This window comes from Parerythrobacter aestuarii (assembly GCF_030140925.1).
Taxonomy (GTDB): Bacteria; Pseudomonadota; Alphaproteobacteria; order Sphingomonadales; family Sphingomonadaceae; genus Parerythrobacter; species Parerythrobacter aestuarii.
This window is the reverse complement of the sequence record NZ_JARBWD010000001.1, coordinates 2,321,574-2,347,500: the sequence shown is the minus strand read 5'-3', so window position 1 is coordinate 2,347,500 and position 25,927 is coordinate 2,321,574. Positions and strand designations below refer to the sequence as shown.

Annotated in this window: 24 protein-coding genes and 1 tRNA gene; 11 read left to right on the top strand and 14 right to left on the bottom strand. The window is 63.6% G+C overall.

Going from position 1 to position 25,927, the window contains the following annotated elements; translation table 11 throughout:
* Nucleotides 1-114 precede the first annotated feature (114 nt).
* The 8 genes from miaB to QPW08_RS11450 all read right to left on the bottom strand — a co-directional run bounded on the left by miaB (nt 115) and on the right by QPW08_RS11450 (nt 5,967).
* Nucleotides 115-1,458 carry a tRNA (N6-isopentenyl adenosine(37)-C2)-methylthiotransferase MiaB gene (gene miaB / locus QPW08_RS11485; RefSeq protein WP_284125946.1) on the bottom strand — a complete coding sequence of 448 codons (1,344 nt, stop codon included), beginning with the start codon at nt 1,456-1,458 and terminating at the stop codon, nt 115-117.
* Between the two features lie 147 nt (nt 1,459-1,605).
* Nucleotides 1,606-2,502 carry a lysophospholipid acyltransferase family protein gene (locus QPW08_RS11480; protein ID WP_284125945.1) on the bottom strand — a complete coding sequence of 299 codons (897 nt, stop codon included), beginning with the start codon at nt 2,500-2,502 and terminating at the stop codon, nt 1,606-1,608.
* The gene (locus tag QPW08_RS11475; RefSeq protein WP_284125944.1) at nt 2,492-2,914 is read right to left on the bottom strand and encodes a Fur family transcriptional regulator; all 423 of its coding nucleotides are present in this window, start codon (nt 2,912-2,914) and stop codon (nt 2,492-2,494) included. The genes QPW08_RS11480 and QPW08_RS11475 overlap by 11 nt, the downstream gene beginning before the upstream one ends.
* 150 nt (nt 2,915-3,064) lie before the next feature.
* Complete coding sequence (locus QPW08_RS11470) at nt 3,065-3,505, bottom strand: MucR family transcriptional regulator (protein WP_284125943.1); 441 nt, start codon at nt 3,503-3,505, stop codon at nt 3,065-3,067.
* A gap of 147 nt (nt 3,506-3,652) precedes the next feature.
* Nucleotides 3,653-4,108, bottom strand: coding sequence for a ribosomal protein S18-alanine N-acetyltransferase (rimI, locus tag QPW08_RS11465; protein WP_284125942.1), 456 nt, complete (start codon nt 4,106-4,108; stop codon nt 3,653-3,655).
* Nucleotides 4,105-4,722, bottom strand: coding sequence for a tRNA (adenosine(37)-N6)-threonylcarbamoyltransferase complex dimerization subunit type 1 TsaB (gene tsaB / locus QPW08_RS11460; protein WP_284125941.1), 618 nt, complete (start codon nt 4,720-4,722; stop codon nt 4,105-4,107). Before tsaB ends, rimI begins: the two co-directional genes overlap by 4 nt.
* 12 nt (nt 4,723-4,734) lie before the next feature.
* Complete coding sequence (locus QPW08_RS11455) at nt 4,735-5,355, bottom strand: malonic semialdehyde reductase (RefSeq protein WP_284125940.1); 621 nt, start codon at nt 5,353-5,355, stop codon at nt 4,735-4,737.
* 33 nt (nt 5,356-5,388) lie between these two features.
* Nucleotides 5,389-5,967: a NifU family protein gene (locus QPW08_RS11450; RefSeq protein ID WP_284125939.1), complete on the bottom strand. Its 579-nt coding sequence runs from the start codon at nt 5,965-5,967 to the stop codon at nt 5,389-5,391.
* 80 nt (nt 5,968-6,047) lie between these two features.
* Here QPW08_RS11450 and QPW08_RS11445 point away from each other — a divergent pair, with 80 nt between their 5' ends.
* From QPW08_RS11445 to QPW08_RS14725, 7 genes are all read left to right on the top strand, one after another.
* A complete protein-coding gene (locus QPW08_RS11445) occupies nt 6,048-9,017 on the top strand; it encodes a M16 family metallopeptidase (protein ID WP_284125938.1) in 2,970 nt (989 codons plus the stop codon).
* 97 nt (nt 9,018-9,114) lie between these two features.
* On the top strand, nt 9,115-10,488 hold the full coding sequence (locus tag QPW08_RS11440; RefSeq protein WP_284126345.1) for a class II 3-deoxy-7-phosphoheptulonate synthase: 1,374 nt from the start codon (nt 9,115-9,117) through the stop codon (nt 10,486-10,488).
* Nucleotides 10,489-10,583: 95 nt separating this feature from the next.
* Entirely contained in the window at nt 10,584-11,879 is a 1,296-nt protein-coding gene (gene egtB, locus QPW08_RS11435) for an ergothioneine biosynthesis protein EgtB (RefSeq protein ID WP_284125937.1), read from the top strand.
* Nucleotides 11,879-12,865, top strand: a complete 987-nt coding sequence (gene egtD / locus QPW08_RS11430; RefSeq protein WP_284125936.1) for an L-histidine N(alpha)-methyltransferase — start codon at nt 11,879-11,881, stop codon at nt 12,863-12,865. The genes egtB and egtD overlap by 1 nt, the downstream gene beginning before the upstream one ends.
* A 10-nt stretch (nt 12,866-12,875) precedes the next feature.
* Nucleotides 12,876-13,808 (top strand): NAD(P)/FAD-dependent oxidoreductase, encoded by a 933-nt coding sequence (locus QPW08_RS11425; RefSeq protein ID WP_284125935.1) that lies wholly within the window; start codon nt 12,876-12,878, stop codon nt 13,806-13,808.
* A 7-nt stretch (nt 13,809-13,815) separates the two neighbouring features.
* Nucleotides 13,816-14,316 carry a retropepsin-like aspartic protease family protein gene (locus QPW08_RS14730; RefSeq protein ID WP_326521306.1) on the top strand — a complete coding sequence of 167 codons (501 nt, stop codon included), beginning with the start codon at nt 13,816-13,818 and terminating at the stop codon, nt 14,314-14,316.
* On the top strand, nt 14,313-14,549 hold the full coding sequence (locus QPW08_RS14725; RefSeq protein ID WP_326521305.1) for a retropepsin-like aspartic protease: 237 nt from the start codon (nt 14,313-14,315) through the stop codon (nt 14,547-14,549). The genes QPW08_RS14730 and QPW08_RS14725 overlap by 4 nt, the downstream gene beginning before the upstream one ends.
* A gap of 163 nt (nt 14,550-14,712) precedes the next feature.
* On the opposite strand, the gene QPW08_RS11415 is transcribed toward QPW08_RS14725, so the two are convergent.
* A tRNA-Gln gene (locus QPW08_RS11415) sits at nt 14,713-14,787 on the bottom strand.
* 49 nt (nt 14,788-14,836) lie between these two features.
* Nucleotides 14,837-16,207, bottom strand: coding sequence for an MFS transporter (locus QPW08_RS11410; protein ID WP_284125934.1), 1,371 nt, complete (start codon nt 16,205-16,207; stop codon nt 14,837-14,839).
* 370 nt (nt 16,208-16,577) lie between these two features.
* Between QPW08_RS11410 and QPW08_RS11405 the strand changes: the two genes are divergently transcribed.
* From QPW08_RS11405 to QPW08_RS11395, 3 genes are read left to right on the top strand one after another with little or no spacing between them, the layout of a single operon-like run.
* Nucleotides 16,578-18,608, top strand: a complete 2,031-nt coding sequence (locus tag QPW08_RS11405) for an NAD(+) synthase (protein ID WP_284126344.1) — start codon at nt 16,578-16,580, stop codon at nt 18,606-18,608.
* Nucleotides 18,605-19,345: a hypothetical protein gene (locus tag QPW08_RS11400; protein ID WP_284125933.1), complete on the top strand. Its 741-nt coding sequence runs from the start codon at nt 18,605-18,607 to the stop codon at nt 19,343-19,345. The genes QPW08_RS11405 and QPW08_RS11400 overlap by 4 nt, the downstream gene beginning before the upstream one ends.
* A gap of 50 nt (nt 19,346-19,395) precedes the next feature.
* Entirely contained in the window at nt 19,396-20,283 is an 888-nt protein-coding gene (locus QPW08_RS11395; RefSeq protein WP_284125932.1) for a DMT family transporter, read from the top strand.
* Between the two features lie 176 nt (nt 20,284-20,459).
* On the opposite strand, the gene QPW08_RS11390 is transcribed toward QPW08_RS11395, so the two are convergent.
* Together QPW08_RS11390 and QPW08_RS11385 are read right to left on the bottom strand one after the other, a co-directional pair.
* On the bottom strand, nt 20,460-21,053 hold the full coding sequence (locus QPW08_RS11390) for an FMN-dependent NADH-azoreductase (protein WP_284125931.1): 594 nt from the start codon (nt 21,051-21,053) through the stop codon (nt 20,460-20,462).
* 77 nt (nt 21,054-21,130) lie between these two features.
* On the bottom strand, nt 21,131-21,832 hold the full coding sequence (locus QPW08_RS11385) for a pirin family protein (protein WP_284125930.1): 702 nt from the start codon (nt 21,830-21,832) through the stop codon (nt 21,131-21,133).
* Between the two features lie 107 nt (nt 21,833-21,939).
* Between QPW08_RS11385 and QPW08_RS11380 the strand changes: the two genes are divergently transcribed.
* The gene (locus QPW08_RS11380; RefSeq protein WP_284125929.1) at nt 21,940-22,842 is read left to right on the top strand and encodes a LysR family transcriptional regulator; all 903 of its coding nucleotides are present in this window, start codon (nt 21,940-21,942) and stop codon (nt 22,840-22,842) included.
* 100 nt (nt 22,843-22,942) lie between these two features.
* Here the strand turns inward: QPW08_RS11380 and trhO are convergent, their stop codons facing one another.
* Nucleotides 22,943-23,875: an oxygen-dependent tRNA uridine(34) hydroxylase TrhO gene (gene trhO / locus QPW08_RS11375; RefSeq protein WP_284125928.1), complete on the bottom strand. Its 933-nt coding sequence runs from the start codon at nt 23,873-23,875 to the stop codon at nt 22,943-22,945.
* 360 nt (nt 23,876-24,235) lie between these two features.
* Complete coding sequence (locus tag QPW08_RS11370) at nt 24,236-25,312, bottom strand: branched-chain amino acid aminotransferase (RefSeq protein WP_284125927.1); 1,077 nt, start codon at nt 25,310-25,312, stop codon at nt 24,236-24,238.
* Nucleotides 25,313-25,927: the final 615 nt, after the last annotated feature.

Sequence of the window (25,927 nt, the reverse complement as noted above, 5' to 3'; positions counted from 1 at the left end):
AAGTTGCGGGTGCAAACGGGGCTGGGGAAAGTCATAGGGGTGTCGCTTTGTCGCATCGGCGCAACCTCAGTCCCCCTTTGCCGGGATGACGAAGAGAGGGAACCGGATGAGTGGTCAGACGGTCGCTGGGACCAGCAACCGTCCCGCCAGCGAATTCGGCCCTGCCTCGACTAGCTCGACCTGCACCAGGTCGCCGATCCCGACATCGCCTTCGAACCATACGCTTTGCAGCCAGGGTGACTTGCCGAGCCATTGCCCGGGGTGCTTGCCCTTGCGTTCGACCAGGACATCGCAGGTCTTGCCAACGCTGGCCGCGTTGAACGCCGCCTGGTCGCGGTTGAGCGAGGCTTGCAGGCGTTGGAGGCGCTCATCCATCACCTCTTTGGACACTTGCCCGTCCATCGTCGCAGCGGGGGTGCCGGGGCGGGGTGAGTATTTGAAGCTGTAGGCCTGCGCATAGCGGACTTCGTCGACGATCTTGAGCGTGTCTTCGAATTCCGCCTCGGTCTCGCCGGGGAAGCCGACGATGAAGTCGCCTGACAGTGCGAGGTCGGGCCGCGCAGCGCGGAAACGCTCCAGCAGCCGCAGATAGCTCTCTGCGGTATGGCTGCGGTTCATGGCCTTGAGCACGCGGTCATTGCCGCTCTGCACCGGCAGGTGGAGATAGGGCATCAGCTTGTCGACCTCGCCATGGGTGGCGATCAGCTCGTCATCCATGTCGGCGGGGTGGCTGGTGGTATAGCGGATGCGCTTGAGATCCGGGTCTTTGGCCAGTTCGCGGATCAGGCCCGCCATGCCGAGCTTGCGGCCCTTGTCATCTTCGCCGGTCCAGGCGCTGACATTCTGGCCCAGCAGCGTGATTTCCTTCGCGCCCGCTTCGACCAGCCTCTTCGCCTCTTCGACCAAGGCAATGTAGGGCCGCGATATTTCCGCTCCGCGTGTGTAGGGAACGACGCAATAGGTGCAGAACTTGTCGCACCCTTCCTGGATTGTCAGGAACGCAGCTGGAGGCGATTTGCGGCGGCTGGGCAGGGCGGCAAATTTGGCGTCGGCGGGCATGGCGGTATCGACCCCGCGTTTGCCTGCGACTGCATCGTCGATCATGCCGGGCAGCCGGTGATAGGCCTGCGGGCCGACCACCATGGAGACCGCAGGTGCGCGCGCCATGATTTCCTCGCCCTCGGCCTGCGCCACGCAGCCGGCGACCGCGATCAGCGGCGATTTGCCGGCTTCATCGCCCGCCTTCACCAGCCGGCCGATATCGGAATAGACCTTCTCCGCCGCCTTCTCGCGGATGTGACAGGTATTGAGCACGACCAGGTCCGCATCCTCGCCCTCTGGCGCAGGTGCAATGCCGCGTGTCGCCAGCAGCTCGGCCATGCGCTCGCCGTCATAGACGTTCATCTGGCAGCCGAAGCTCTTGACCCTGTAGGTCTTGGGGGAAGTGGTCGGTTTCATGAAGGCGCGCCTATAGCGGGACGGCCGGATGTTTTGAAACCTTTTGTGAATCCCTGCGAAGGCAGCGACCTCCTGCCGACTGTCCGATACCCATAGCACTTTACCTGAACGAGGTCCCAGCCTGCGCTGGGACTCACATTCTGCACGCTATTCGATCGGTACCGCGGGGGCGCTGTAGCGGATCGGCAGGACGTCGTGCTTGAACGGGCGCACAGGATGGCCGAGGCATTGCTCCAGCCGCTCCTCGATCTCCTCGCGGGCCTTGGCGGCGATGGCCTTGCGGCCGCGAAACTCGCCAGGGCTGAAGGGCTCGAGGAAGTGCATGCCCAGGCGGAAGCTGCCCTTGCGGCTCAGCACGCGCTTGAAATTGTTGACCCCGCTCTCGTCGCCGACCCAGCCGATCCATTCGGCGACCTCGCCGTAGTCGAGCACCACTGGCTGCACGAGCACGCCGGGTGGGGGCGGTTCCAGCACGCTCAGCATCGAGCTCTTGAACGGCAACAGCGAATGCCCATCGGTGGTGGTGCCTTCGGGGAAGACCGTGACCGACCAATTGTCCATCAGTGCTTCGCGCAGCTGGTTGATCTGGTCGGCGACGCCAAGCCGGTTCTCGCGCTTGACGAAGACCGTGCGGTTGAGGCGGCACAGCCAACCGACCAGCGGCGCGTCGGCCAGTTCGGCCTTGGCGACAAATGCCGTGCCGCTGGCTCCGGCGATGGTCAGGATATCGATCCAGCTGACATGGTTGGCGATGAAGAACACGTCGCGCCTGAGCGGCGTACCGTACCGGACCACGCGGGCACCGACGATCCAGCCGGTGACGCCCAGGAACCACATCGGGAAAGGCGAACCATAGGCGAAGATGCGATAGAGATAATGCAGCGGCACGAACACCAGCAGCGCCAGGAAAATCATGAAGGTGCGAACGATGACGCGAAACCATCCCGCCCAGCTCAGCGGTGTGCTTTCACCGGTCGACGCAGCCTGCCGCAGCTTCCATTCCTTGGAATCCGGATCGGCGATATGCGCCGTCCTAGTCGTCACGGCCGATCCGCACGCCGTAGAGTTCCATGCGGTGATCGACCAGCCGGTAGCCGAGCTTCTCGGCGATCTGCTTTTGCAGCGCTTCCAACTCGGGATCGACGAATTCGACGACTTTGCCGGTTTCAACGTCAATCAGGTGGTCGTGATGCGCCTCCGGTGCGGGCTCATAGCGCGCGCGCCCATCACCGAAATCGTGGCGGTCGAGGATACCGGCCTCTTCGAACAGGCGCACGGTGCGATAGACCGTGGCGATCGAGATCTTGGGGTCGATCGCGCTGGCGCGCTGGTGCAACAGCTCGACATCGGGGTGATCGTCGCTGTCGGACAGCACCCGCGCGATCACCTTGCGCTGTTCGGTGATGCGCAGCCCCTTGTCCGCGCACAGCTGTTCGAGGTCGATCCGTTCGGGCAAGCCCAGTCTCCGAAGGTCAGGCCGGTATCATGCGGCCGGAAAATGCAGCGCCGCAAACATGCGGCAACAAATGAAACGCCCCGTGGCCTTAGAGGCACGGGGCGCTGCACTCAAGCGACCGCTTGCGGCCACTCTTATCGAATTAACAGATTAAGCCGCTTTCTTCCGGCGACCGCGCTTCTGGCCCGGCTTCCGGCCGAGGCCGATCTTCTTGGCCAGGTCGCGGCGTGTTTCGGCGTAATCGGGCGCAACCATCGGGTAGTCGGCGCCAAGGTTCCAGCGCGCGCGATAGTCGTCGATCGACAGGCCGTGCTCGGTCATCAGGTGACGCTTGAGCATCTTCATCTTCTTGCCGCAATCGAGGCAAACGATGTGATCCTTCTTGACCGAAGAACGGACCGAAACGGCGGGGTCAGGGCGAACTTCTTCGGGTTCTTCATCCTGGCCGAGGCCGGCAAGCGCGCCATAGACGCTGGTGATAAGGGCAGGCACGTCAGAGACTTCTACATTATTATTGCTGACGTGCGCGGCTACGATGTCGGACGTCAATGTAATCAACGTCTCCGACATGTCGGTGTCGAACTCTTCCATATTTTCCTCAACTTCATTGCGATCGATTTAGGTTCGGCTTTTGCCGTGCGACCCACCTACGCCCATGCTCCACATTTGCATGTTTTTCAATAGTCACATGTCGATAAATCGAGCGAAAATTCCGGAATTGTATCGGTAATGGATGAATTATAGAGTTTTTACAAAGGTTAGGGCGTCCATGCGACTGCCATCACTTGTTGTATAATAGTCTTTCCTTCGACCAATTTGGTTAAATTCATACTTATGGTAAAGGGATTGTGCTGGATTGTTTTCGCGCATTTCTAGGAAAATTTTACTTGCGCCTCTGGAGCGAGCGTCTTGCGACAGAATATCCAGCAATTTTCCACCCAGTCCTTTGCCCCGTTGCGATGGGAGTACTGCAATCAGGAGCAGCTCTTCTTCGCCCGGGGCAGCCCTTGTCATTGCAAATCCTGCAGCATTTTGGCCTTCTGCGGGTGCTTTTCCATCTGCAGCTATGAGCCGATAGTGGGTGGTCGGCAGGACCAGCGAGGTTTCGACCTGGCGGCGCGTCCATGCTTCGCCCCATTGCGGGTCGAACGCACTTTCCATTACTGCCATGATGCGATCGAGATCATCCATCATCGTGCAAGTGCCGGCCTGGCATCGGGTGCCCGGCCGTAGATTGGCTGGACCTGCTCCGTCAGAAGTTTGCCGGAAAGACGAAGAGCATGGCGCGCATCGGGATGCCGGGTGATACCCCGTCCCGTCCCACGCAATTGCGCGAGCGCCTCGGCCTGGGTGCCCACGACCAGCGCGGCCCGGGCGAACCCGGCAGCGGCCTCAGGGGTGAGGGATTGCACCTCCGCAACGGGTAAACCGGCAGCATCGAACGGCTGGACAAACCATTCGCCGTGCCCGCCGTTCATCGCCACATCGATCGGTTGTGCGCCTGCGCCTTCCTGCGCGATGGCCGCGACCAGTGCGAGGGTTGGATAGCCCAGCACCTCAGCTTTCCATGCAAGGCCAAGTGCGCGGGCGGTAGCGATGCCGATACGGATACCGGTGAAACTGCCAGGGCCGAGTGCGACAAGGATACAGTTTGCCCGGCCCTTGGCAGGCAGAGCTGCGATCATCGGCACCAGCTGTTCGGCATGGCCGCGACCGAGAATCCGGTGATCATGCCCGACGAGCGCCTTGCCGTCGAACAATGCGATCGAGCAGGCCTCGGTCGAACAGTCGATGGCGAGTGTCTTCATCGGGCAGCGACGTCAGGCGAGGGTGTTGAAGCGCTCGAAATCGGGGCGCGGGCTGCGGTCGAAGATCGATTCCGGATCGCCATAGCCGATCGAGCAGATGAAATTGCTCTTCACCTTCGGTCCGAACGTCTCGTCATCGGCGAAGAAGGCCTTGTCGACCGCGTCATTGTCAAAGCCCGACATTGGCCCGCAATCGAGCCCGAGCGCCCGCGCGGCAAGCATCAGGTAAGCGCCTTGCAACGAGGAGTTGCGGAACGCTCCGCTCTTGCGCCCTTCCTCGTCGCCATCGAACCAGCTCTTGGCGTCAGTATGCGGGAAAAGCCATGGCAGGTGCTCGTGGAAATCGATGTCATAACCAATGATGGCAGTGACAGGCGCGGCCATGATCTTGGCCTTGTTTCCCTCCATCGCGCAGGCGGCGAGCTTCTCCTTCGCTTCTTCCGAGCGGACCCATACAATCCGCACCGGTTGCATGTTGGCGCTGGTCGGGGCCATCTTCAGCAAGTCATAGATGGCCGCGATTTGCTCGTCGCTGACCGGCTTGTCGAGCCAGTCATTATAGCTGCGTGCTTCGTTGAAAAGCTGGTCGAGCGCGTCAGCCGACAGGGAGTGGTCGTGGAATTGCTTGGTCATGAAGTGCCCCGGTTGAAGTCTGGTCGTTGAAAGTCAGGCGGCTCGTACTTCAACGACTTCGGGCACGTAATGTTTCAGCAGGCCTTCGATCCCGTGCTTGAGCGTGGCGGTGGACGATGGGCAGCCCGAGCAGGCGCCTTGCAGCGTGAGGTAGACGATCCCGTCCTTGAACCCGCGATAGGCAATGTCCCCGCCGTCGCCCGCCACGGCGGGGCGAACACGGGTTTCCAGCAATTCATGAATTTGCGCGACGATCTCGGCATCCTCGGGATTTTCCTCGACCAGCATGTCCTCTTCGGCGGGTACGGAAATGCCGCTGGCATCGCCGCCGACAAACAGCGGGGCCTGGCTGACGTAGTGGTCGAGCAGGATCGAGACTACCATGCCCTTCAGGCTGGGCCAGTCTGCACCTGGCGCCTTGGAAACGGACACGAAATCGCCACCGAAGAAGACGTTTGTGACTTCGCCTGTGTCGAACAGAGCCTGGGCCAGCGGGCTCACTTCGGCGTCCTCCGGCGAGGTGAATTCGCGGGTGCCACTCGGCATAACCTGCTGGCCGGGCAGGAACTTGAGCGTGGAAGGGTTGGGCGTGGTTTCGGTTTCGATGAACATCTGCGGAATGTAGGGTCCGTGCTGCTTTCCGGCAAGCTATTCACTGTCCCTTCACCGATTGGGCCTTTATAGTCAGCACCATGATCAAGATCCCCCGCGCAGCGCGCAGGTTCGCGCTACTGCTTCCCTTTGCCATGCTCGCCGGTCCGCTTCCCGCTCAGGATACAACCGCGCATGTGCCGGAGGTTGCGCCGAAGGTGCGCCCGCAATCGTTGCAGGGCGAAGACGAGACCCCGTGGCTCTACGAAGGCAGCAACGTCCCTGTCGATCGGGAGTGGAAATTCGGCATCCTCGAGAACGGGCTCCGCTACGCCGTGCGCCGCAATGGCGTGCCCCCGGGGCAGGTATCGATCCGTATCCGTATCGACGCCGGATCGCTCCACGAACGCGACGAAGAGCGGGGCTACGCACATTTGCTGGAGCACCTGCTCTTCCGGCAGAGCAAGCACATGGGCCCCGGCGAGGCAATTGCGACGTGGCAGCGACTTGGGGCCAGTTTTGGCAATGACACCAATGCCATGACCACGCCGACTGCAACGGTCTACCAGCTCGACATGCCCGAAGCGGCCGGCAAGCTCGACGAGACTTTCAAGCTGTTGTCCGGTATGGTCCGCGACCCTGTCATCACCCCGGGCAATGTGGCTGCCGAGGTGCCGATTGTGCTGGCTGAAAAACGCGAGACGGGCGGTGCGCTCGAACGTGTCAACGACGCCCGCCGGGCGACGCTGTTTGCCGGACAAAGGCTGGCCGAACGGGCACCGATCGGGACCGAAGAGACGCTTCGAGCCGCGACGGCTGATGCGCTCAACGATTTCCACCGTAGATGGTATCGCCCGGAAAAAACGGTGATTGCTGTCGCCGGTGATGCCGATCCCGAAGACCTGGCCCGCCTGATCGAGACATATTTCACCGACTGGAGCGTTGCAGGCAAGGGCGATGTCGAACCCGATTTCGGCGATCCGGTCGCGCCCCAAGGTGCCACAGGCTTGCCGCCCGTTGGAGAGACGGCGGTGTTGATCGAGCCCGACCTGCCACGCAGTTACACCTATGCCGTCATGCGGCCGTGGCGTCCGGTGGTAGACACTGTCGAGTACAACGAGGGCCTGCTGATGGACGGCCTGGCGCTGGCGCTGATCAATCGCCGGCTGGAGGCGCGGGCACGCGGTGGTGGCAGCTATCTCTACGCTCAGGTCGAACAGGAAGATATCAGCCGCTCGACTGATGCCACCCTGGTCAGTTTTGCGCCTCTCACGGAAGACTGGCAGGCCGCGCTCGCCGATGTGCGGGGCGTCATCGCCGATGCCTCGAACAATCCCCCGACCGAGGAAGAAATTGCTCGCGAGATCGCCGAATATGGCGATGCTTTCAAGCAATTGGTCGATGAACAGGGTGTCGCACCCGGTTCGCGTTTGGCCGACAACTTTATCGAAGCGATCGATATTCGGGAGACCACGGCTGCGCCTGACACCGTGCTGGAAATCTTCAATGGCATGCTCGACAAGGTGACGCCCGCAGCAATCCTCGCCCGCACGCAAGCGTTGTTCGAAGGCGATGTGATCCGTTCCTTCTACATCACCCCTGCCATCGGCGAAGCGGACGCGCAGGCCTTGCGCACGGCGTTGTTGCAACCGGTCATGGCCGATGCCAGCGCCCGGCTGGCCGCCGCTACCGTCAATTTCGAAGACCAGCCCGCCATTGGCGCTCCTGGCGAAGTCGTGGCTGAAGGCCCCCTCGGCATCCTCGGGATCGAGCAGCTCGAACTGAGCAATGGCGTACGCGTGCAGCTTTGGCCCAACGATGCCGAACCGGGCCGGGTGGCCGTGAAAGTGCGCTTCGGCAGCGGCTACCAGGGTTTTTCGGCCGAGGATGCGCCCTATGCGCATCTTGGCCAGATGGCGCTGATCGGGGCCGGGCTGGGCAACCTCGGGCAGGAAGAGCTCGATCGCATCGCGACTGGGCGCAAACTGGGGTTCGACTTCGGGATCGAAAACACGGTCTTTACCTTCGACGCCCAGACACGCGGCGAGGATCTGGCCGACCAGCTCTACCTGTTCGCGGCCAAGCTGGGGATGCCGCGGTGGGATCCGAACCCGGTGATCCGCGCCCAGGCCGCATCTCGGCTTGCCTACGAGTCCTATGCCACCAGCCCCGGTGGATTGCTCACCCGTGACCTCGATTTCCTGCTGTCGGACGAGGATCCGCGCTTCGCCACGCCCGATCCGGCAGCCATCGCCAGGACCACGCCAGAGGGTTTCCGCAAGGTGTGGGAGCCGCTGCTCAGGCAAGGACCGGTCGAAGTGCTGATTTACGGCGAGTTCGATCGTAATGCGGCGGTGGAAGCGTTGAAGAAGACCTTCGGCGCCTTACCGCCCCGCCAGCCAATTCCGGCCTCGGTGCGGGCACGGGTGCCGAGCTTCCCCGATCCAGGCAAGCCGACCGTGCTGACCCATCGCGGGGGTCAGGACCAGGCGGCCGCCGTGATCTCGTGGCCGCTTGGTGGCGGGATCGAGAATGTGCACGAATCGCGCCAGCTCGAAATCCTCTCGCGGTTATTCAGCAACCGCCTGCTCGATAGCCTGCGCGAGAAAGCAGGGGCGAGTTACGCTCCCTTCGTTACCGCCGACTGGCCGCTCGACATGCAGCAGGGCGGAACCATGACGGCGTTCGCGCAGGTCAGCCCGGATGTCGTGCCAGCCTTCTTCACGGAAGCGGAAGCGATTGCCGCCGACCTGGCAACGAACCCGCCGTCGCAGGACGAACTCGACCGCGTAACAGAGCCGCTGCGGCAGCTGTTGACCCGGGCGTCAACTGGCAACGGTTTCTGGATGTACCAGCTGGAAGGCGCGACCTATGATCCGCGCCGGGTGTTGGTGCTGCGCAGCCTGCTCAACGACTATACTCAGACGACACCTGAGGCGATGCAGGCGCTCGCGCAGCGTTACTTGACGGTGCGACCCGGTTATCGCGTGGCGATCATTCCCGAAGGACAGGAGCTGGCAAAAGGCGGTGCAGCCTTGCCTAGCGCAGGCCAGGCCGTGCAGGGTCGCTGACGCCACCTTGGCCGTGCCCAAGGTTTATTTGCCTTGGCATTGAGGGCGCCCAAGCCGTATCTAGGGCGGCTTGGAATGGTAAAAGACTGAAATGACTATGGCTCGCAACTGGACACCGGATAGCTGGAAGGGCTTCGAAGCGCGGCACCTGCCGACATACGAAGACTCCGCAGCGCTTGGCGCTGCCGAAAGCACGCTGGCCAATTATCCGCCGCTGGTCTTTGCCGGTGAAGCGCGCGCGCTGAAGGCCGACCTGGCCGAAGTGGCCGAGGGGCGCGCGTTCCTGCTGCAGGGTGGAGACTGTGCCGAGAGCTTTGCCGAATTCCACCCCAACAACATCCGCGACACCTTCCGCGTGATCCTGCAGATGGCGGTGGTGCTGACCTTCGCTGGCAAGCTGCCGGTGGTGAAGGTCGGGCGCATGGCGGGCCAGTTCGCCAAGCCGCGCAGTTCCGACACTGAAACGCAGGGCGATTTGACGCTGCCGAGCTATTTCGGTGACAACGTCAACGGGATCGAGTTCGACCCGGACATCCGCCGCAACGATCCCGAGCGGATGGTGAAGGCCTATTCGCAGGCCGCCGCCACGCTCAATCTGCTGCGCGCCTTTGCCGGGGGTGGGTATGCCAATTTGCGGCAGGTTCACCAGTGGACGCTCGATTTCATGGGCCGCAGCCCATGGGCCGACAAGTTCGCTGCGCTGTCCGAACGGATCAGCGAAGCGCTCGACTTCATGGAAGCCTGTGGTGTCGATCCGGCCACCCTGCCGCAGCTAAAGGGTACCAGCTTCTATACCAGCCACGAAGGGTTGCTGTTGCCGTACGAGCAGGCGCTGACGCGGCAGGATTCGCTGACCGGCGACTGGGTCGACACCAGCGGCCACATGATCTGGATCGGCGACCGCACCCGCTTCGAAGGCAGCGCGCATATCGAGTTTGCGCGCGGGATCATCAATCCGCTGGGAGTGAAATGCGGGCCGAGCCTCGAGCCGGACGTGCTGCTCAAGCTGCTCGACGAGCTCAACCCTGCGCGTGAGCCGGGGCGGATCACGCTGATCAGCCGCTTCGGGCACGACAAGGTCGAGGCCGGACTGCCGCGCCTCGTCCGCGCCATCACCCGCGAAGGGCACCCGGTGGTCTGGAGCTGCGACCCGATGCACGGCAACGTGATCAAGGCCGACAGCGGCTACAAGACCCGCCCGTTCGATCGGATCAAGGCTGAAGTGCGCGGCTTCTTCGATGTCCACCGCGCCGAAGGCACCCATGCCGGAGGTATCCACCTGGAGATGACTGGGCAGGACGTGACCGAATGCGTCGGCGGGGCGGTGGCGATTGCCGACGAGGATCTTGGCGACCGCTATCACACCCATTGCGACCCGCGCCTCAACGCCGCGCAGTCTATCGAACTGGCCTTTGCGATTGCCGAGATGCTGCAACTGGCGGCCAAGGAGCAACAGGCCGACGCGGCCTGAGCCCCGGCTTGACCAGAAAACCGGAAGGCAAGCCTTTCCATTGTAACGGCTAGTCGCCATTATGCGTAAGGACTGGGAGAAACAGGAGACAGTCCTTGGCCCATGCACAGGCGCATGATGCCGCATCCTTGACCACGACGCTTGCCGAGCGGTTTCGTGCCACCCGCGCATTGACCGAGGCGCTGGCTGCGCCGCTCAGCGAAAGCGATGCCACGATCCAGTCGATGGAAGATGCCTCGCCCGCCAAGTGGCATCTGGCGCATGTGACGTGGTTCTGGGAGACGTTCCTGCTGCGCAACCACCTGCCGGACTACGCGCTGTTCGACGAGCGTTGGCCGTTCCTGTTCAACAGTTATTACGAGGCCGAAGGCGAGCGTCATGCGCGCAGTCATCGCGGGCTGATAACGCGGCCGAGCCTGGCGGAGGTGTTCGACTATCGCCAGGCGGTGACGGAAGCGATGGCACCGCTGCTCGAACGCGAGGAGCTGCGCCCGCTGGTCGAGCTGGGTATCGCGCATGAGCAGCAGCATCAGGAGCTGTTGCTGACCGATATCAAGCACGGCCTGTTCCAGAACCCGCTCGGCCCGGCGATGTGGGAAAGTGCGCGCCCCCGCGAAGGCGGGGGCCTCAGGCCATCGAACGAATCGCCAGCGGCTCGAGACCCCCGGCTTCGCGAGGGATCAGCTTGGCACTCCCACCCCGGCGGCATCGCGCTGGTCGGCCATGAAGGCGCAGGCTTTGCCTTCGACAACGAAGGCCCGCGCCATCGCGTCCTGCTGGAGCCCTTCGCGCTGGCCAGCACGCTGGTGACCAATGCCGAGTGGCAGGAATTTATCGACGATCGCGGCTATGAGACGGCGTCGCTGTGGCTATCGGATGGTTGGGCCTGGGTCCGCCAGCATGGCATCGCCGCGCCCGATTACTGGCGCGCCAATGGCGGAGCGGGCGAGTATTTCACTCATCAGGGCTGGCAGGAACGCGACGCGCATGCCCCGGTCACGCATATCTCCTTCTACGAGGCCGATGCCTATGCGACATGGGCCGGGGCGCGCCTGCCGACCGAGTTCGAATGGGAAGCGATCGCGCAGGAGCATGATCCGGCTGGCGGCAACCAGCTCGATACCGCCGGGCCGCCTATGCCCGTCGGCTCGGACCGCCTGTTCGGCGATTGCTGGCAATTCACCCGCAGCGCTTACCTGCCCTACCCGCGCTACCAGCCGCCTGCTGGTGCGGTGGGTGAATACAATGGCAAGTTCATGAGCGGGCAGGTTGTGCTGCGCGGGGCCAGCTGTGCCACGGTGCGCGGCCATTCGCGCCGTAGCTATCGCAATTTCTTCTACCCCCACCAGCGCTGGCAGTTCACCGGGCTGCGGTTGGCGAAGGACGCCTGATGCCCTCCAAGCACGAACTGCGTCTGGTCGAGCTGGACGAAGATGGCGTCAACACCGCCTTCCGGGCCGATGTGCTGCAGGGGCTTTCCGAAGCCCAGAAGGCGATCCCAGCGCGATGGCTCTATGACGATGCCGGCTCACAGCTGTTCGAAGACATCACGGAGCTGGAAGAGTACTATCCGACCCGCGCCGAGACCGAGATCCTCAAGGGGCGGGGCAGCGACTTTTCCGAGGCCATCGGACCCGGACGCGCGGTGGTGGAATTCGGCAGCGGTAGCTCGGTCAAGACCCCGCTGCTGTTGAGCCAGATCGCGCCCGCAGCCTATGTCCCGCTCGACATTTCAGGCGATTTCCTGCGCGCTTCGGCAGAGGAGTTGCGCGGCAAGTTCCCGGGCCTGCCGGTCTATCCGGTCGAAGCCGATTTCATGCGCCGGGTCGAGCTGCCCGAAGCCGTTGCAGACATGCCCAAGCTCGGCTTTTTCCCCGGCTCGACCATTGGCAACATGGTCCCGCGCACCGCGACCGACCTGCTGCGCACCATGCGCGAAACGCTGGGCGAGAGTTCCAAGCTGCTGATCGGGATGGACCTGGTGAAGGATCCCGCTGTGCTCGAAGCGGCCTATGACGATGCGCGCGGAATCACCGCCGATTTCAATCGAAACCTCGTGCGCCGCATCAACCGCGAACTTGGCGGGACGATCCCCGTCGATCAGCTCAGCCATGAAGCGCGCTGGAATGATGAATTCGCGCGGATCGAAATGCATCTGGTGGCGCAAGCCGACCTTGCATTCGAAGTCGCCGGACGATCCTTCGCCATGGCGGCAGGCGAGAGTATTCACACCGAGAACAGCCACAAGTTCACGCGCCGCAGTGGCAACATGCTGCTGCTGGCAGGGGGCTGGACCCCGGTGGCGCGCTGGCTCGACAGTGAAGAACGTTTCAGCCTGATTCTCGCAGAGGCTTCCATCCCGCGCAGCGCGCCTTAATAGGGCGCGCATGAGCAAGACAATCGCAATCATCGGGGCCGGGATGGCCGGGCTTTCCTGCGCCATGAAACTGAAGGCGCGGGGGCTGAACCCGGTGCTGTTCGACAAGGGGCGTGGGCCCGGTGGTCGGATGGCGACCCGGCGCGCGCATATCGGTACAGGCGAGGCCTCGTTCGATCACGGCGCGCAGTATTTCACCGCCCGCGATCCGCGCTTCGCCAAGGCTGTCGAAGGTTGGCGGTCGGCTGGGTATGCCGCGCCGTGGCCGGCAGCTGGCGAGGATGCCTATGTCGGCACGCCGGGCATGAACGCGCCGATCAAGCAGATGGCGCAGTTCTTCAACATTGTATGGGGCAAGCGCATCGATGGCGTGCTGCACGACGAGCACACCTGGCACCTGCGCGCCGGCGATACGATCTTCCGTGCGCAGCAACTGGTGTGTGCGATCCCGGCCGAACAGGCGGCTGAATTGCTGGAAAGGGAAGCGCCGGACTTCGCGGCACAAGCAACGGCGGTGCAGTCCAAGCCGTGCTGGGCGCTGATGGCGCGCTTTGCCGATCGGCTCGACCTGGCTGACACCTTCCGGGGCGAGGCTGTCGCCTGGGCGGCGCGCAATTCGGCCAAGCCGGGACGTGGGGAGGGTGAGGACTGGGTGATCCACGCTTCGCCCGAATGGTCGGCCGAGCATCTCGAACTCGACAAGGATACGGCTGCACCCAAATTGCTCGCAGCCTTCTTCGCGGAAGCCGGCATAACGCTCCAGCAACCTCTGCACTCGGATGCGCATCGCTGGCGCTATGCCATGGTTGGCAAGGCTGATGGAGCGGCTGCGCTGTGGGATCCGCAGCTCGCGCTCGGGGTTTGCGGTGACTGGCTGGCAGGTCCCCGGGTCGAAAATGCTTTCCTCAGCGGGCTGGAGCTCGCCGCCTTGATGACGGAGTAATCCGTTCATGGATTTGCCACCCATGCGCGCCTATAGCGGGCGGGTGGAACAAGACGCGATGTTTGCCGAATGGTTCGACCGCGCAGTGGCGCTGGTTGCTTCCGTGCCCAAGAGCAGCCTGCTGATGCTGGCGCTGGCAGCGATGCTGGCGAGCTGGATCGGCGGCACCATGCTGCGGCGCGGCGTGCCCCTGGGCGGCTTGGTGCGCAGCCTCAGCACCGTGGCGCTGGTCGGCGTGCTGGTAACTGTCGTGATGCAGGTCGCCCGGATCGATCCGCGCTTCGATGTCGCGGTGGCCGAGCTCGGCATGCCTGGCCAGGTCGTGGAGGGCGGCGAGACACGCATCCCTCTGGCGGACGATGGCCACTATTGGCTGCGTGCGAAGATCAACGGGACGGAGGCTGCATTCTTGGTCGATACTGGCGCCACACTGACCGCCATCTCGCAAGAAACCGCCGAACGTGCCGGGATCGAGCCGCGCGCCGTGACCGGTTGCCGATGCAGATGAGCACCGCCAATGGCACCGTCACCGTGCCGATGGCGACGATCGACGAACTGCGCTTCGGGAATGTCGCCGCGCGCGGGCTCGACGCGGTCATCGCCAGCAATATCGGCGACACCAATGTGATCGGGATGAACCTTTTGAGCCGCCTGGCTTCGGTCCGTATCGAACAGCGCGAGCTGATCCTCGTCCCCAACAACCCGCAACCCGCGATCGACTGGGATACACGGCAAGAGTGAGCGCATGCTGGCCAGGGCCAGGCCGTTTCCCATCCGGGTGATGGCGAGCCGAAGACTGTGGCTTTTCGTGACCCGGCGCGCACCGTGGATTCGGCACGTGAGCACCGGAAGCGCGCCGGACTGCCATTTGCAGCCCGTCAGCGCTGCTCGAAAGGTAAGAAGATGGCTGGGGTGGCAGGGATCGAACCTGCGAATGTCGGTACCAAAAACCGATGCCTTACCACTTGGCTACACCCCAGCAGTGGGCGCGCTCTATAGCGGCTCTTGCGGGGATGTGAAGGGGGTCTTCAGACCGGGGTGGCGCGGCGTGTGGACAGCTCTGCTTCGACTTGCCTGATCAGCGCCCGGTCGAGACGGTAGAACAGCATGGCGACCATTGCCGGAAGCAGCGAGGCTGCGGGAATGAGGGCGAAGGCGAGATTGATGCCAAGCAGCGCTCCCGTGGTCTGCGCCCCTCCGGGGTCGAAACCTGTCAGGTCCATGGCAAAGCCGGGCAAGGCGGAACCGAGGCCGACCCCGACCTTCACCGCAAAGACCGAGGCGGCGACCACCAGCCCCGTCATCTGAAGCCCGCTCTTCCAGTCGACATATTCGGCGATGTCGGTGAACATGGCGAAAGCGCCGACCATCAGCATGCCGAAGCCGATGCCGACGAAGTATTGCACCAGCGTCTGCGGCCAGACGGCATCGAGCGGCAAGGTATAGAAATACAGGATGGCAACAAACTTGAGCGCGCCGGCGGCGATGATGAGGTTGCGCTTTTCGAATTTGCGCTGGAGGATGTTGCCGATGATGACCCCGCTGACTTGGCCCAGTGCCAGCGCAGTGAGGAAGAGCCCGAGCCGGTCGAGGAACAGGAACACCGGCGTTCCGTCATCCCCGACTACGTATTTGAACCAGAACTTGGCGCTGGCCGCGCGTGAAGCGATCGCCAGCACCCCGAGGATGGCGGCGATAGCGACCGCGATCCAAGGACCGGTGCGCACCAGCACGCGCAGGTCGCCCCACACGCTACCATTGGTATGAGCTGGCGGGATACGCTCCCTGGTGGTGGCGAAGCTAGTGAAGATGCACAGCGCGCCGAGCGCGGCGATCAGTGTCATGGTGAGGAAAATGCCGCGCGCTTCGTCCGCGCCGCCCAACTCGCGCACCAGCGTCGTGCCAAAGATGCCGATGGCGATACCGGAGAGCGAGGAGAAGAACATGCGATAGGCGGTGACGCTGGCGCGCTCAGAAGCGCTTGGTGAAATGACGCCAAGCAGACCGGAGTAGGGCACGTTCACGGCAGTGTAGGCGAGCATGGCCAGCGTGTAGGTGACATAGGCCCAGATAAGCATGGGGCCCGGAGCAAGTTGAGGCATGGCAAACACCGCTGCCCCGACAAATCCGAACGGGATCGCGCCGAACAGCAGGTAGGGGCGATAGCGGCCCCAGCGGGTGCGGGTGCGATCAGCGATGGCACCCATCACCGGGTCCGTCACTGCATCGACCAGCTTGCTGAGCAGTAGCATCAGCGCAATCGCCGCCGGTGCTACGCCGCCCAGGTCGACGAAATAGTAGAACAGGAACACGCCGAAGAAGTTGAGATAGAGGCCGGAGGCGAGGTCGCCGACCCCGTATCCGATCTTCTCGAATTTTCCGATTCGCTCGTGCGCCATGGGTGCTCAACCCGTAACGCGGGGCTTGTTTCCCAAACGATCCGCCAGCAGCTCGCGCAATTCGCTTGCGTGCAGTATCCTAACGGGATACTGGTATCCCATGCATAGAGCAGGCGAGAAGATCCGCAACTGGCGCGAAGCGCATGAGCCCCCGCTTTCGGCCGAGGAATTCGGCGAGCGCTACGGCGCGCCGGAGCCGTGGGCGAGCCGCACGGTCTATGGCTGGGAGGTCAAGGGAAAGGTCGCCCGCGCGCCGGTGCAGAAGCGGCTGGCGGAGCTGGGCATTTGCGAGCCGGGCGACTGGCTGGAACCAGCGGACGATGGCGAAGCGGCTCCGCAAGCCTCGTCGGGGACCAGCGACTTCTACGACATGCACCGCCACGGCTTCGTGCGCGTGGCGACCAGCACGCCGCAGCTGCGCACTGCCGACGTCGCCTTCAACCTCGAAGGCACGCTGGCCGAAGCCCGCAAGGCGCATGACGGGCACGTCGACTTGCTGCTCTATCCCGAGCTGGGGTTGAGCTCCTACGCCATCGACGATCTGCACCTGCAGCTTGCGCTACTCGATGCGGTCGAGCAGGCGGTGGGCGAACTGGTCGAGGCCAGCCGCGAGTGGACCCCGGTGCTGGTGGTTGGCGCGCCGCTGCGCCGCAATGGCAAGATCTACAATTGCGCGCTGGCGATCGCCGGCGGGCGGCTACTCGGCGTCGTGCCCAAGAGCTTCCTGCCCAACTACCGCGAATATTACGAGAAGCGCTGGTTCGCCCACGGGCGTGGCTGTGTGGGGCTGGAGATTGATGTCGCCGGGCACACCGTTCCCTTCGGCACCGACCTTGTCTTCGCCGCCGAGAACTTGAAGGGCTTCACCTTCGGGATCGAGATATGCGAGGATTACTGGGCACCGCGTCCGCCGGGAATGCTGGCCGCGCTCGCCGGGGCGACGATCCTGCTCAATCCCAGCGCGTCCAACATCACTGTCGGCAAGTCCGACGAACGCCATCTGCTCGCGCGGGCGTCCTCGGCGCGCGGCATCTGCGCCTATGCCTATTCCGCCAGCGGGCACGGCGAGAGCACCACCGATCTCAGCTGGGACGGGCAGGGCATGATCTACGAATTCGGCGATTTGATGGTGGAATCGAGCCGTTTCGACCTCGAGCCAGAGCTGTGCGTGAGTGATATCGACACGCAAAGGATACTGGCCGAGCGGATGCGCAACGGCACTTTCACCGATGCCGCCGAGCATGAAGGGCGGCCCGAGAACACATTCCGCACCGTGCGCTTCACCCACAAGGCCGCGCCCGGCGACATCGGCCTAAACCGCCCCATCCGCCGCTTCCCCTTCGTCCCCAACCGGCGCGAGAAGCTCGACGAGGATTGCTACGAGGCCTTCAACATCCAGGTCGATGCGCTGATGCGCCGCATCCAGGCGACCAGACCGCAGAGCCTCGTCATCGGCATTTCAGGCGGGCTCGACAGCACCCACGCGCTGATCGTCGCGGCCAAGGCCTGCGACCGGCTTGGCCTGCCGCGCACCACCATCCGTGGCTACACCATGCCTGGCTTTGCTACGTCAGAGGGGACCAAATCCAACGCGTGGAAGCTGATGCGGGCGATGGGGATCACCGCCGAGGAGATCGACATCAAGCCCGCCGCGCGCACCATGCTGGAGGATATCGGCCACGCCTTCGCAGATGGCGAGCCGGTCTATGACGTGACCTTCGAGAACGTGCAGGCGGGGCTGCGCACCGATTACCTGTTCCGGCTGGCGGGCCAGCACAAGGGCTGGGTGGTCGGCACCGGCGACTTGAGCGAGCTCGCGCTCGGCTGGTGCACCTATGGCGTCGGCGACCACATGAGCCATTATGCGGTCAACAGCGGCGTGCCCAAGACGCTGATCCAGTACCTCATCCGCTGGTCGGTCACGACCGGGCAGTTCGACGAGGAGGCAGGCAAGGTACTGCTGGCGGTGCTCGATACGGAGATTTCGCCCGAGCTCGTCCCGGCAGGGGAAGATGGCGAGATCCAGAGCACCGAGAGCATCATCGGCCCTTACGAGCTCAACGACTTCTTCCTCCACCACATCATCTGCTACGGCCAGACGCCGAGCAAGGTCGCCTTCCTCGCCTGGCACGCGTGGAAGGATGCCGAGGAAGGGCTGTGGCCTGAAGGCTTCCCCGAGGAAGCCAAGAGCCAGTACACGCTCGCGACCATCCGCCACTGGCTGGAGAAATTCCTGTGGCGCTTCTTCCAGTTCAGCCAGTTCAAGCGCAGCGCCATCCCCAACGGGCCCAAGGTCAGCGCCGGCGGAGCACTGAGCCCCCGCGGCGACTGGCGCGCGCCAAGCGATGCGGTGGCCGAGGTGTGGCTGGCGGAACTCGAAACGAACGTACCCCACGGATGATAATCTCGCACCACGAGAAAGAGTATGAGGAAGCGCGCCTCTTCAAGGAAGGCAGGCGCAAACTGGTCGGTCCCTTCGCTCAGATGGCAGACTGGGTTGCGAATGAATTCGGGGTGCCGCGCCCGCTGCTAGTCCGGTTCGAATATCCAGATGGAAGCCTACTCCTCATCCCGCGCTTGGACATAATCTTCGATCTTGAAGAGACCGCCTGCGGATTCGACGAGCACGTGTCGGCGGAAATCTACGCGGGTCCTGATGAAGAGAAGCAAAAAGTGGCGGTCGCCGAATTTGTGAATATCTTGGCGAACTATCCGCCACCCCGAGAACCGTCTATTATCGCTCGGTTTTTGGGAAGCAGGCCGGCGTGGCCAACCATTGACGACTGCCACCGCCTTTTTGCCCTTTTCAGCTCATTCGAAAGGCCTGCCCGGGAAGAGGCTAACGCATCAATCTCGAAGCAAGAGCTCGAAGACTTGAAGCAAGAGCTTCGTCCCTTGGGCGTATGGACGATCTACCCGATCTTCGATGCCGTCGCATTTCTGTTCCATACGGACGCGCAAGCCGAGCTGGCGATTTCAAACGGTGGCAGCCAGCGCTGCATCGACCGATATAACGAGATCCTTTTCTCGAAGGATCGATACGGCTACTTCGCGCGCCGCCCAGTCCACGTCCGCATTGATAGCCGAGAGACTTTTGAGCGTGACTATGGTGGCCATTGGCGAAATTTCTGGGGTTGAGCGAGCAATCCGCTAGAAACGCCTCGAACGCTTTCGAAAGTCAGCCTCACATGAACCCCGCCAGCTTCGCCGCCCTCATGCTGTGCAACGTGGTATGGGCGTTCAATATCGTCGTCAGCAAGTGGGCGGTCGACGATTATGCCGTGCCTCCGCTGTTCTTTGCCGCGCTGCGTTCGCTGATGGTGGTCGCGGCGGTGGCGCCGTTCCTGCGGCGGATCCCGGCTGACCCGGTGCGGGTGCTGCTGGTCGGGCTCGCCATAAGCGGGGGATCCTTCGGGCTGCTGTTCATCGGGCTCAAGACCGCCAGCCCTTCGGCGGCGGGGATCGTCAACCTTTCAGGCGCGCCGCTGACGGTGCTGTTCGCGATCCTGATCCTGAAGGAAGAAGTGCGCTGGCGGCGCGGGCTCGGGATCGCGCTGACTTTTGCCGGGGTGGTGGTGGCAGTCGCCTCACCCAGCGGCATGGAGAGCGGGATTGGCCTGCTCTATGTTTTCGCCGCTGCAGTGATCGGATCGCTCGGCGCGGTATTCTTCAAGCGGATCGAGATCGGCGCGGTCGAAATGCAGGGCTGGGCCGGGATCGCTTCGGTGGCGCTGCTGTTTCCGCTCTCTTTCGGGCTGGAAAGCGGGCAGCTGGGCGCGGTGTCGGCCAATATCTGGCCGGTCGCGGCCTGCGTGGTGTTCGCCGGGCTCATCACCTCGGTCGGGGCGCACTCGGCCTATTACCAGATGCTGCAGAAGCACGATGCCAACCTGCTGGTCCCGCTAACGCTGATGACGCCGCTGCTGACCATCGCCTTCGGGGCGTGGCTGACGGGGGACCCAATCGGTCCGCGCCTGCTGATTGGTGCAGCACTGGCGGTGGCCGGTGTGGCGATCATCGTGCTGCGCCCGAGCCGGGCGATCTTCAAGCCGATGCTGGTGCGGCCGAGGTTGTAGGAAGCGGTTCGCTTGCCGGCCCCCTTCCGTCACCCCCGCGCAGGCGGGGGTCCAGACAACGGCACTGACTGCAAGAGAATCGGCGATACGAGGAAGCGTCTCCTCGTATCGCCGACTTCATGCAAAACGTTGGCTCATCTGGATCCCCGCCTGCGCGGGGATGACGGACATCAGTGTCAGGCCGCCATCTGCTCGACCTGCGCATGGGCCGCGGCGATCTTCTCTTCGCCGCCTTCGCCCATGATGCCGTCGGCAGCGACCATTGCGACATCGGTGATGCCGAGGAAGCCGAGGAAGTGCTTCAGCCACGGGCTCATGAAGTCGATCTCGCTGCCCACCGGCGTGCCACCGGACGCGATGGCGATATAGGCCTTCTTGCCGGTCAGCTGCCCTTCGGGGCCGGTCGGAGTGTATTTGAAGGTGGTCCCGGCGCGGGCGACCAGGTCGGCCCAGGCCTTCAGCGTCGAGGGAATGGTGAAATTGTAGATCGGCACGCCGAACACGATGGTGTCGGCGGCATTGAGTTCGTCGATCAGTTCATCGGCGATGGCGGCGAGTTCCTGCTGCTCGGGTGTGCGCTCGGCGGCCGGGGTCAGGTTGGCGGCAAAGCGCTCGGCGGTGATGAAGGGCAGATCATTGGTCGAGAGGTCGCGCGTCACGACGGTCAAACCGTCGGCGGCAAGGCGGTCGACCAGTCTGCCCGACAGGCTGCGGCTGACGGATTCGGCGTCGCTGCGGATGCTGGCGGTGATGTGGAGGATGTTGGGCATTGGGAATCTCCTGGCAGTGATGGGGTGGCCCTGCCCCTCGGGAGGGAGAGGGAGGAGGAGGGACAGGGCCGAGGGGCTTACGCCGCGTCGACGAGCACCAGCTCGCTGTCTTCGAGCGCGGTCACGGTGACGCTGGCCAGCTGGGTGATGGCGATGCCGTCGCGCGCCTTGGCTTCGACGTCCTCGACGCGCACCTTGCCGGTGGCGGGCACCATGTAGAGATGTCGTGACGGGTCGGCGGGGGTGTAGGTCACGCTTTCACCGGCCTTCACCGTTGCGCCCAGCACACGGGCATCAGTACGGATCGGCAGCGCGTCATCGTCATTGGCGAAACCGCTGGCGAGCGGGACGAACTGGCCGCTGCGCGCATCCTTGGGGAACTTGCGCGCACCCCAGCTCGGCGCACCACCGCGCTCGGACGGGATGATCCACAGCTGGAACAGTGTGGTGTCTTCATCCTCGAGGTTGAACTCGGAATGTTGCACGCCGGTACCGGCGCTCATCACCTGCACGTCGCCCGCTTCGGTGCGGCCTTCATTGCCCATGCTGTCGCGGTGGGTGATGGCCCCGGTGCGGACATAGGTGATGATCTCCATGTCGTTGTGCGGATGGGTGGGGAAGCCGCTCTTGGGAGCGATCGTGTCATCGTTCCACACGCGCAGGCTGCCCCAGTTGACCCGCGCAGGATCATGGTAGCCGGCGAAGGAGAAATGGTGGTTGGCCTGCAGCCAGCCGTGGTTGGCCGAGCCGAGGGTTTCAAAGGGACGTAATTCGATCATGGCGTGTCTCCTGAAGGAGGGTTTGCTTGAATGACGCGGAGATAGGCCTTGTCGTCCCATCCGATAAGTGAGATAAATAGAGCTGAAATGTTCAGATATGTCGAACAATGAAGATCGGCGAGCCCAGCCTCGACCAGCTGCGCATCTTCCTGAGCGTGGAGGAAGAGGGCAGTTTTGGCGGCGCCGCGCGGCGCATGGGGCGGGCGGTTTCCGCCATCAGTTACGGCATCGCGCAGATGGAAGCGCAGCTGGGCGTGACGCTGTTTGCCCGCGAAGGATCGCGCAAGCCTGTCCTGACCGAGGCGGGCAAGGGCTTGCTGCCTGAAGCCCGCGCAATCGCCGACCGCGCCGATGCCTTGCTTGCCAAGACCCGCAGCCTGCACGCCGGGCTGGAAAGCGAAGTCGGGCTGGTGGTCGACGTCATGGTGCCGGGCGAGGCGACCGCGCAGGTGCTGCGTGATTTCCGCACCATGTTCCCGACCGTTGCGCTGGAGCTGCGGGTCGAAGGCCTGGGGGCGGTGGCCGCCTGCCTGCTCGACGGCGGTTCCCTTCTGGCCATCGGCGGCCCGGTGATTGGCGATCATCCTGAGCTCGAGCGGCAAGTCATCGGCGAGGAGGAGCTGGTGCCGGTCGCGGCCCCCGATCACCCGTTGGCGCAGCCCGGTATCGCCCCGGGCGCAAGCCGCGAGCACCTACAGCTGATCCTCACCGACCGCTCGTCCCTCACCGAAGGGCGCGAATTTTCCGTCCTCAGCCCGCAGAGCTGGCGGCTGGGCGACCTCGGGGCCAAGCACGCGCTGCTCAAACAAGGGATCGGCTGGGGCAACATGCCGCGCCACATGATTCGGGGCGATCTCGCGAGCGGCTCGCTGGTAGAGCTCGACCTGCCTGAGAAGCCCGGCGCGCCCTATGTGCTCAGCGCAATCTGGCGGCGCGACGCGCGGCCGGGCCCTGCCACCAGCTGGCTGATCGACGCCTTTCGCGAGCGACTGGCGGAGTGTCCTGCCTAGCTTTTTCAGCCTCCGCTCGGCCTGAGCCTGTCGAAGGCCAGCCACATCGCCTGCGCTTCGACAGGCTCAGCGCGAACGGGTGTAGGGTGGCTTGTCCGGGCTAGCCCTCCGGCGGGAATTCCGCGCCGACATGCGCTGCGCCGCGCTTTCGAGCGAGCTCTTCCTGCCGCTGGCGTTCGCGGTAGCGGGCGCGCTGCGCTTCGTCGCGCTCGTCCACGCAGGCGGGGCAGCTGATGCCTTCCTCGTAGGCGGGTGACTGCTGGCCTTCGGGGCTGACCGGGCGGCGGCAGGCGCGGCACAGGACATGGGTGCCTTGCTCGAGCCCGTGCGTCACAGTGACCCGCTCGTCGAAGACGAAGCATTCGCCATCCCACAGCGTCTCGTTCTCGGGGACGTCCTCGAGATATTTCAGGATGCCGCCCTTCAAGTGATAGACCTCGTCGATCCCTTCGGAGCGCAGGAAGCTGGTCGATTTCTCGCAGCGGATCCCGCCGGTGCAGAACATCGCGATTTTCTTGCCTTCCAGCTCTGCGCGGTGGGCGCGGAACCATTCGGGGAACTCGCGGAAGCTTTTGGTCGAAGGATCGAGCGCGCCGCGAAAGGTCCCGGCAGCGACTTCATAGTCGTTGCGGGTGTCAATCACGATCGTATCGGGATCGCTGATCAGCGCGTTCCAGTCATGCGGATCGACATAGTGGCCGACGCCCAGCGTGGGATCGATATCGGGCTCGCCCATGGTCACGATCTCGCGCTTGAGGCGCACCTTCATGCGGTGGAACGGCGGCTCGTCCGCGCCGGAGAATTTTACGTCGAGATTGGCGCATCCCGGCAGCTTGCGGATATGCGCCAGCACTGCGCCGATGCCGTTGTGCGACCCGGCAATCGTCCCGTTGATCCCCTCGCGCGCGAGTAGCAGCGTGCCTTTGATCCCGGCTTCCTCACAGGCCGCGAGCAATGGCCCGCGGATGGCCGTGGGATCCTCGAACCGCGTAAACTGGTAAAGCGCGGCAACGGTGATTGGTGCTTCAATCATGGGTCCCCGCATTCGGACTACAAGCATCAGGAGCCAAACTAATAGCAATTCCCCTTCGCTCGACCTTGACCGCATCTCCGACTGCGCAATGCTCTGCAAGCCTAGGGCTGATGTGGGCAGTATACTCACGCCCAGCTTGATCTTGCGTACGGACAATTGCGTCGATTGGATTTCCGCCGCCGGGAGTCATCCCAAAGGCGATGATCGTATGAATCTCAACAGTTCCAGGAGACTCGTAGACGGATTGATCGCGGAGGTAGGCTGAAGCAATTAGGGCAATGGAACCGGCGAGGACCAAAATCCAGATGAGGTTGCGCCTCACCTCCGTTACCAAGCTCTCAGCTAGTGGGTCTTTTGCCACTAGACCTTCATCACCCAGCCGTGCGTATCCGCCACCGTGCCGGTCTGGATGCCGACCAGCTTTTCGCGCAGCTTGGCGGTGGTCTGGCCAATGCCGCCGGCGCCGATGGTGAATTCGCCGTCGGGCCCCGCGACTTTCCCAACCGCTGTCACAACCGCAGCGGTGCCGCAGGCCATGGTCTCGACGAGCTTGCCGCTCGCCGCATCCTCGCGCCACTGGTCGATGCTGTACATTTCCTCGCGCACGTCGAGGCCTTCCTCGCGCAGCAGGGTGATGAGGCTGTCGCGGGTGATACCGGGCAGGATCGTGCCGGTCAGCGGCGGGGTGATAACGCGCCCGTCGTCCATCACGAAGAACAGGTTCATGCCGCCTAGCTCCTCTATCCACTTGCGCTCGACCGCGTCGAGGAACAGCACCTGGTCATGCCCCTTGGCAAAGGCCTGCCCGGTGGGGACGAGGCTGGCGGCGTAGTTGCCGCCGCACTTGGCCGCGCCGGTGCCGCCGGGGGCCGCGCGGGTATAGTCCGAAATCCAGATGCTGACCGCCTTGGCACCCGACTTGAAGTAATTGCCTGCCGGCGAAGCGATGACCATGAACTTGTATTGCTTGGCCGGACGCACGCCGAGGAAGGCCTCGGTCGCGATCATGAAGGGGCGCAGGTAGAGTGAGCCGCCTTCGACGGTCGGGAACCAGTCCTTGTCTGCCGCCAGCAGCTGCCGGATCGCTTCGATGAACACATCCTCGGGCAAATGCGGCATGGCGAGGCGATCGGCAGAAGCGTTGAAGCGCGCGGCATTAGCCTCGGGCCGGAACAGCGCAATCCCGCCATCGGGCTGCTTGTAGGCCTTCATCCCCTCAAAGATTTCCTGCGCGTAGTGCAGCACGGCCGCCGCCGGATCGAGCGCGATCGGCTGGCGCGGGCCGACCACGCCGTCCTGCCAGCCGCCTGCCGCTTCGTCATAGTCGATGGTGACCATATGATCGGAAAACAGCGTGCCGAAACCGGGATCGGCCAGCCGCGCATCGCGCTCGGCAGCAGGCATGGGCGAGGGGTGGGGAAGGGTGGTGAATTGCATGGGGCGCAATTACTGTGAGGGTGAGGCGAGAGCAAGGCGTTCTCGTTTTTCGCTCGCACCTACGTGCGAGCATCCTCGGGGCTGATCCTTCGCTACGCTACGGGCCCCTGCGGGCGGCCGGTCGGCCTTGCGGCTTGCTAGTCGCAAGCCGTGCTCCGCGACCAGGCTTTGTGTTCAGGAAGGGTCGGGCTGCGACCAGCAGCCCGCAAGTGCGACCGCGCGCCCGGAGGGGTGGCCCCACAGGGGTCGGGCCCCCGGAGGATAGCCAAGTGAGCAGACGCGAACGCCGGCGCTTGAGGCGAAACAAAAATGAAAAGGGCGGTTCCGCCCGTCGGGGAACCGCCCTTTCATGGTCAGCGGCCAGGAAGTGCCGCTCACGAAGCCTCTAAGGGTAGTCGAAATTACCGATAGTGCCTCGCGCGGAAACTTGCCGACCTCTCTGCTGAACCATGAGACATCGGATCACCTCCTTTCGCGCTGTAGAGCCAAGACACCGCCGTATCACCGGGGGCCGAGAACCGCATCGAATTGCTGGCCTCAGTGCATGTTTTGAATCATGTGATTCGCGCACACAAGTCTTGAAATTAGTTTTTCCCACGTCATAATCATGCGCCT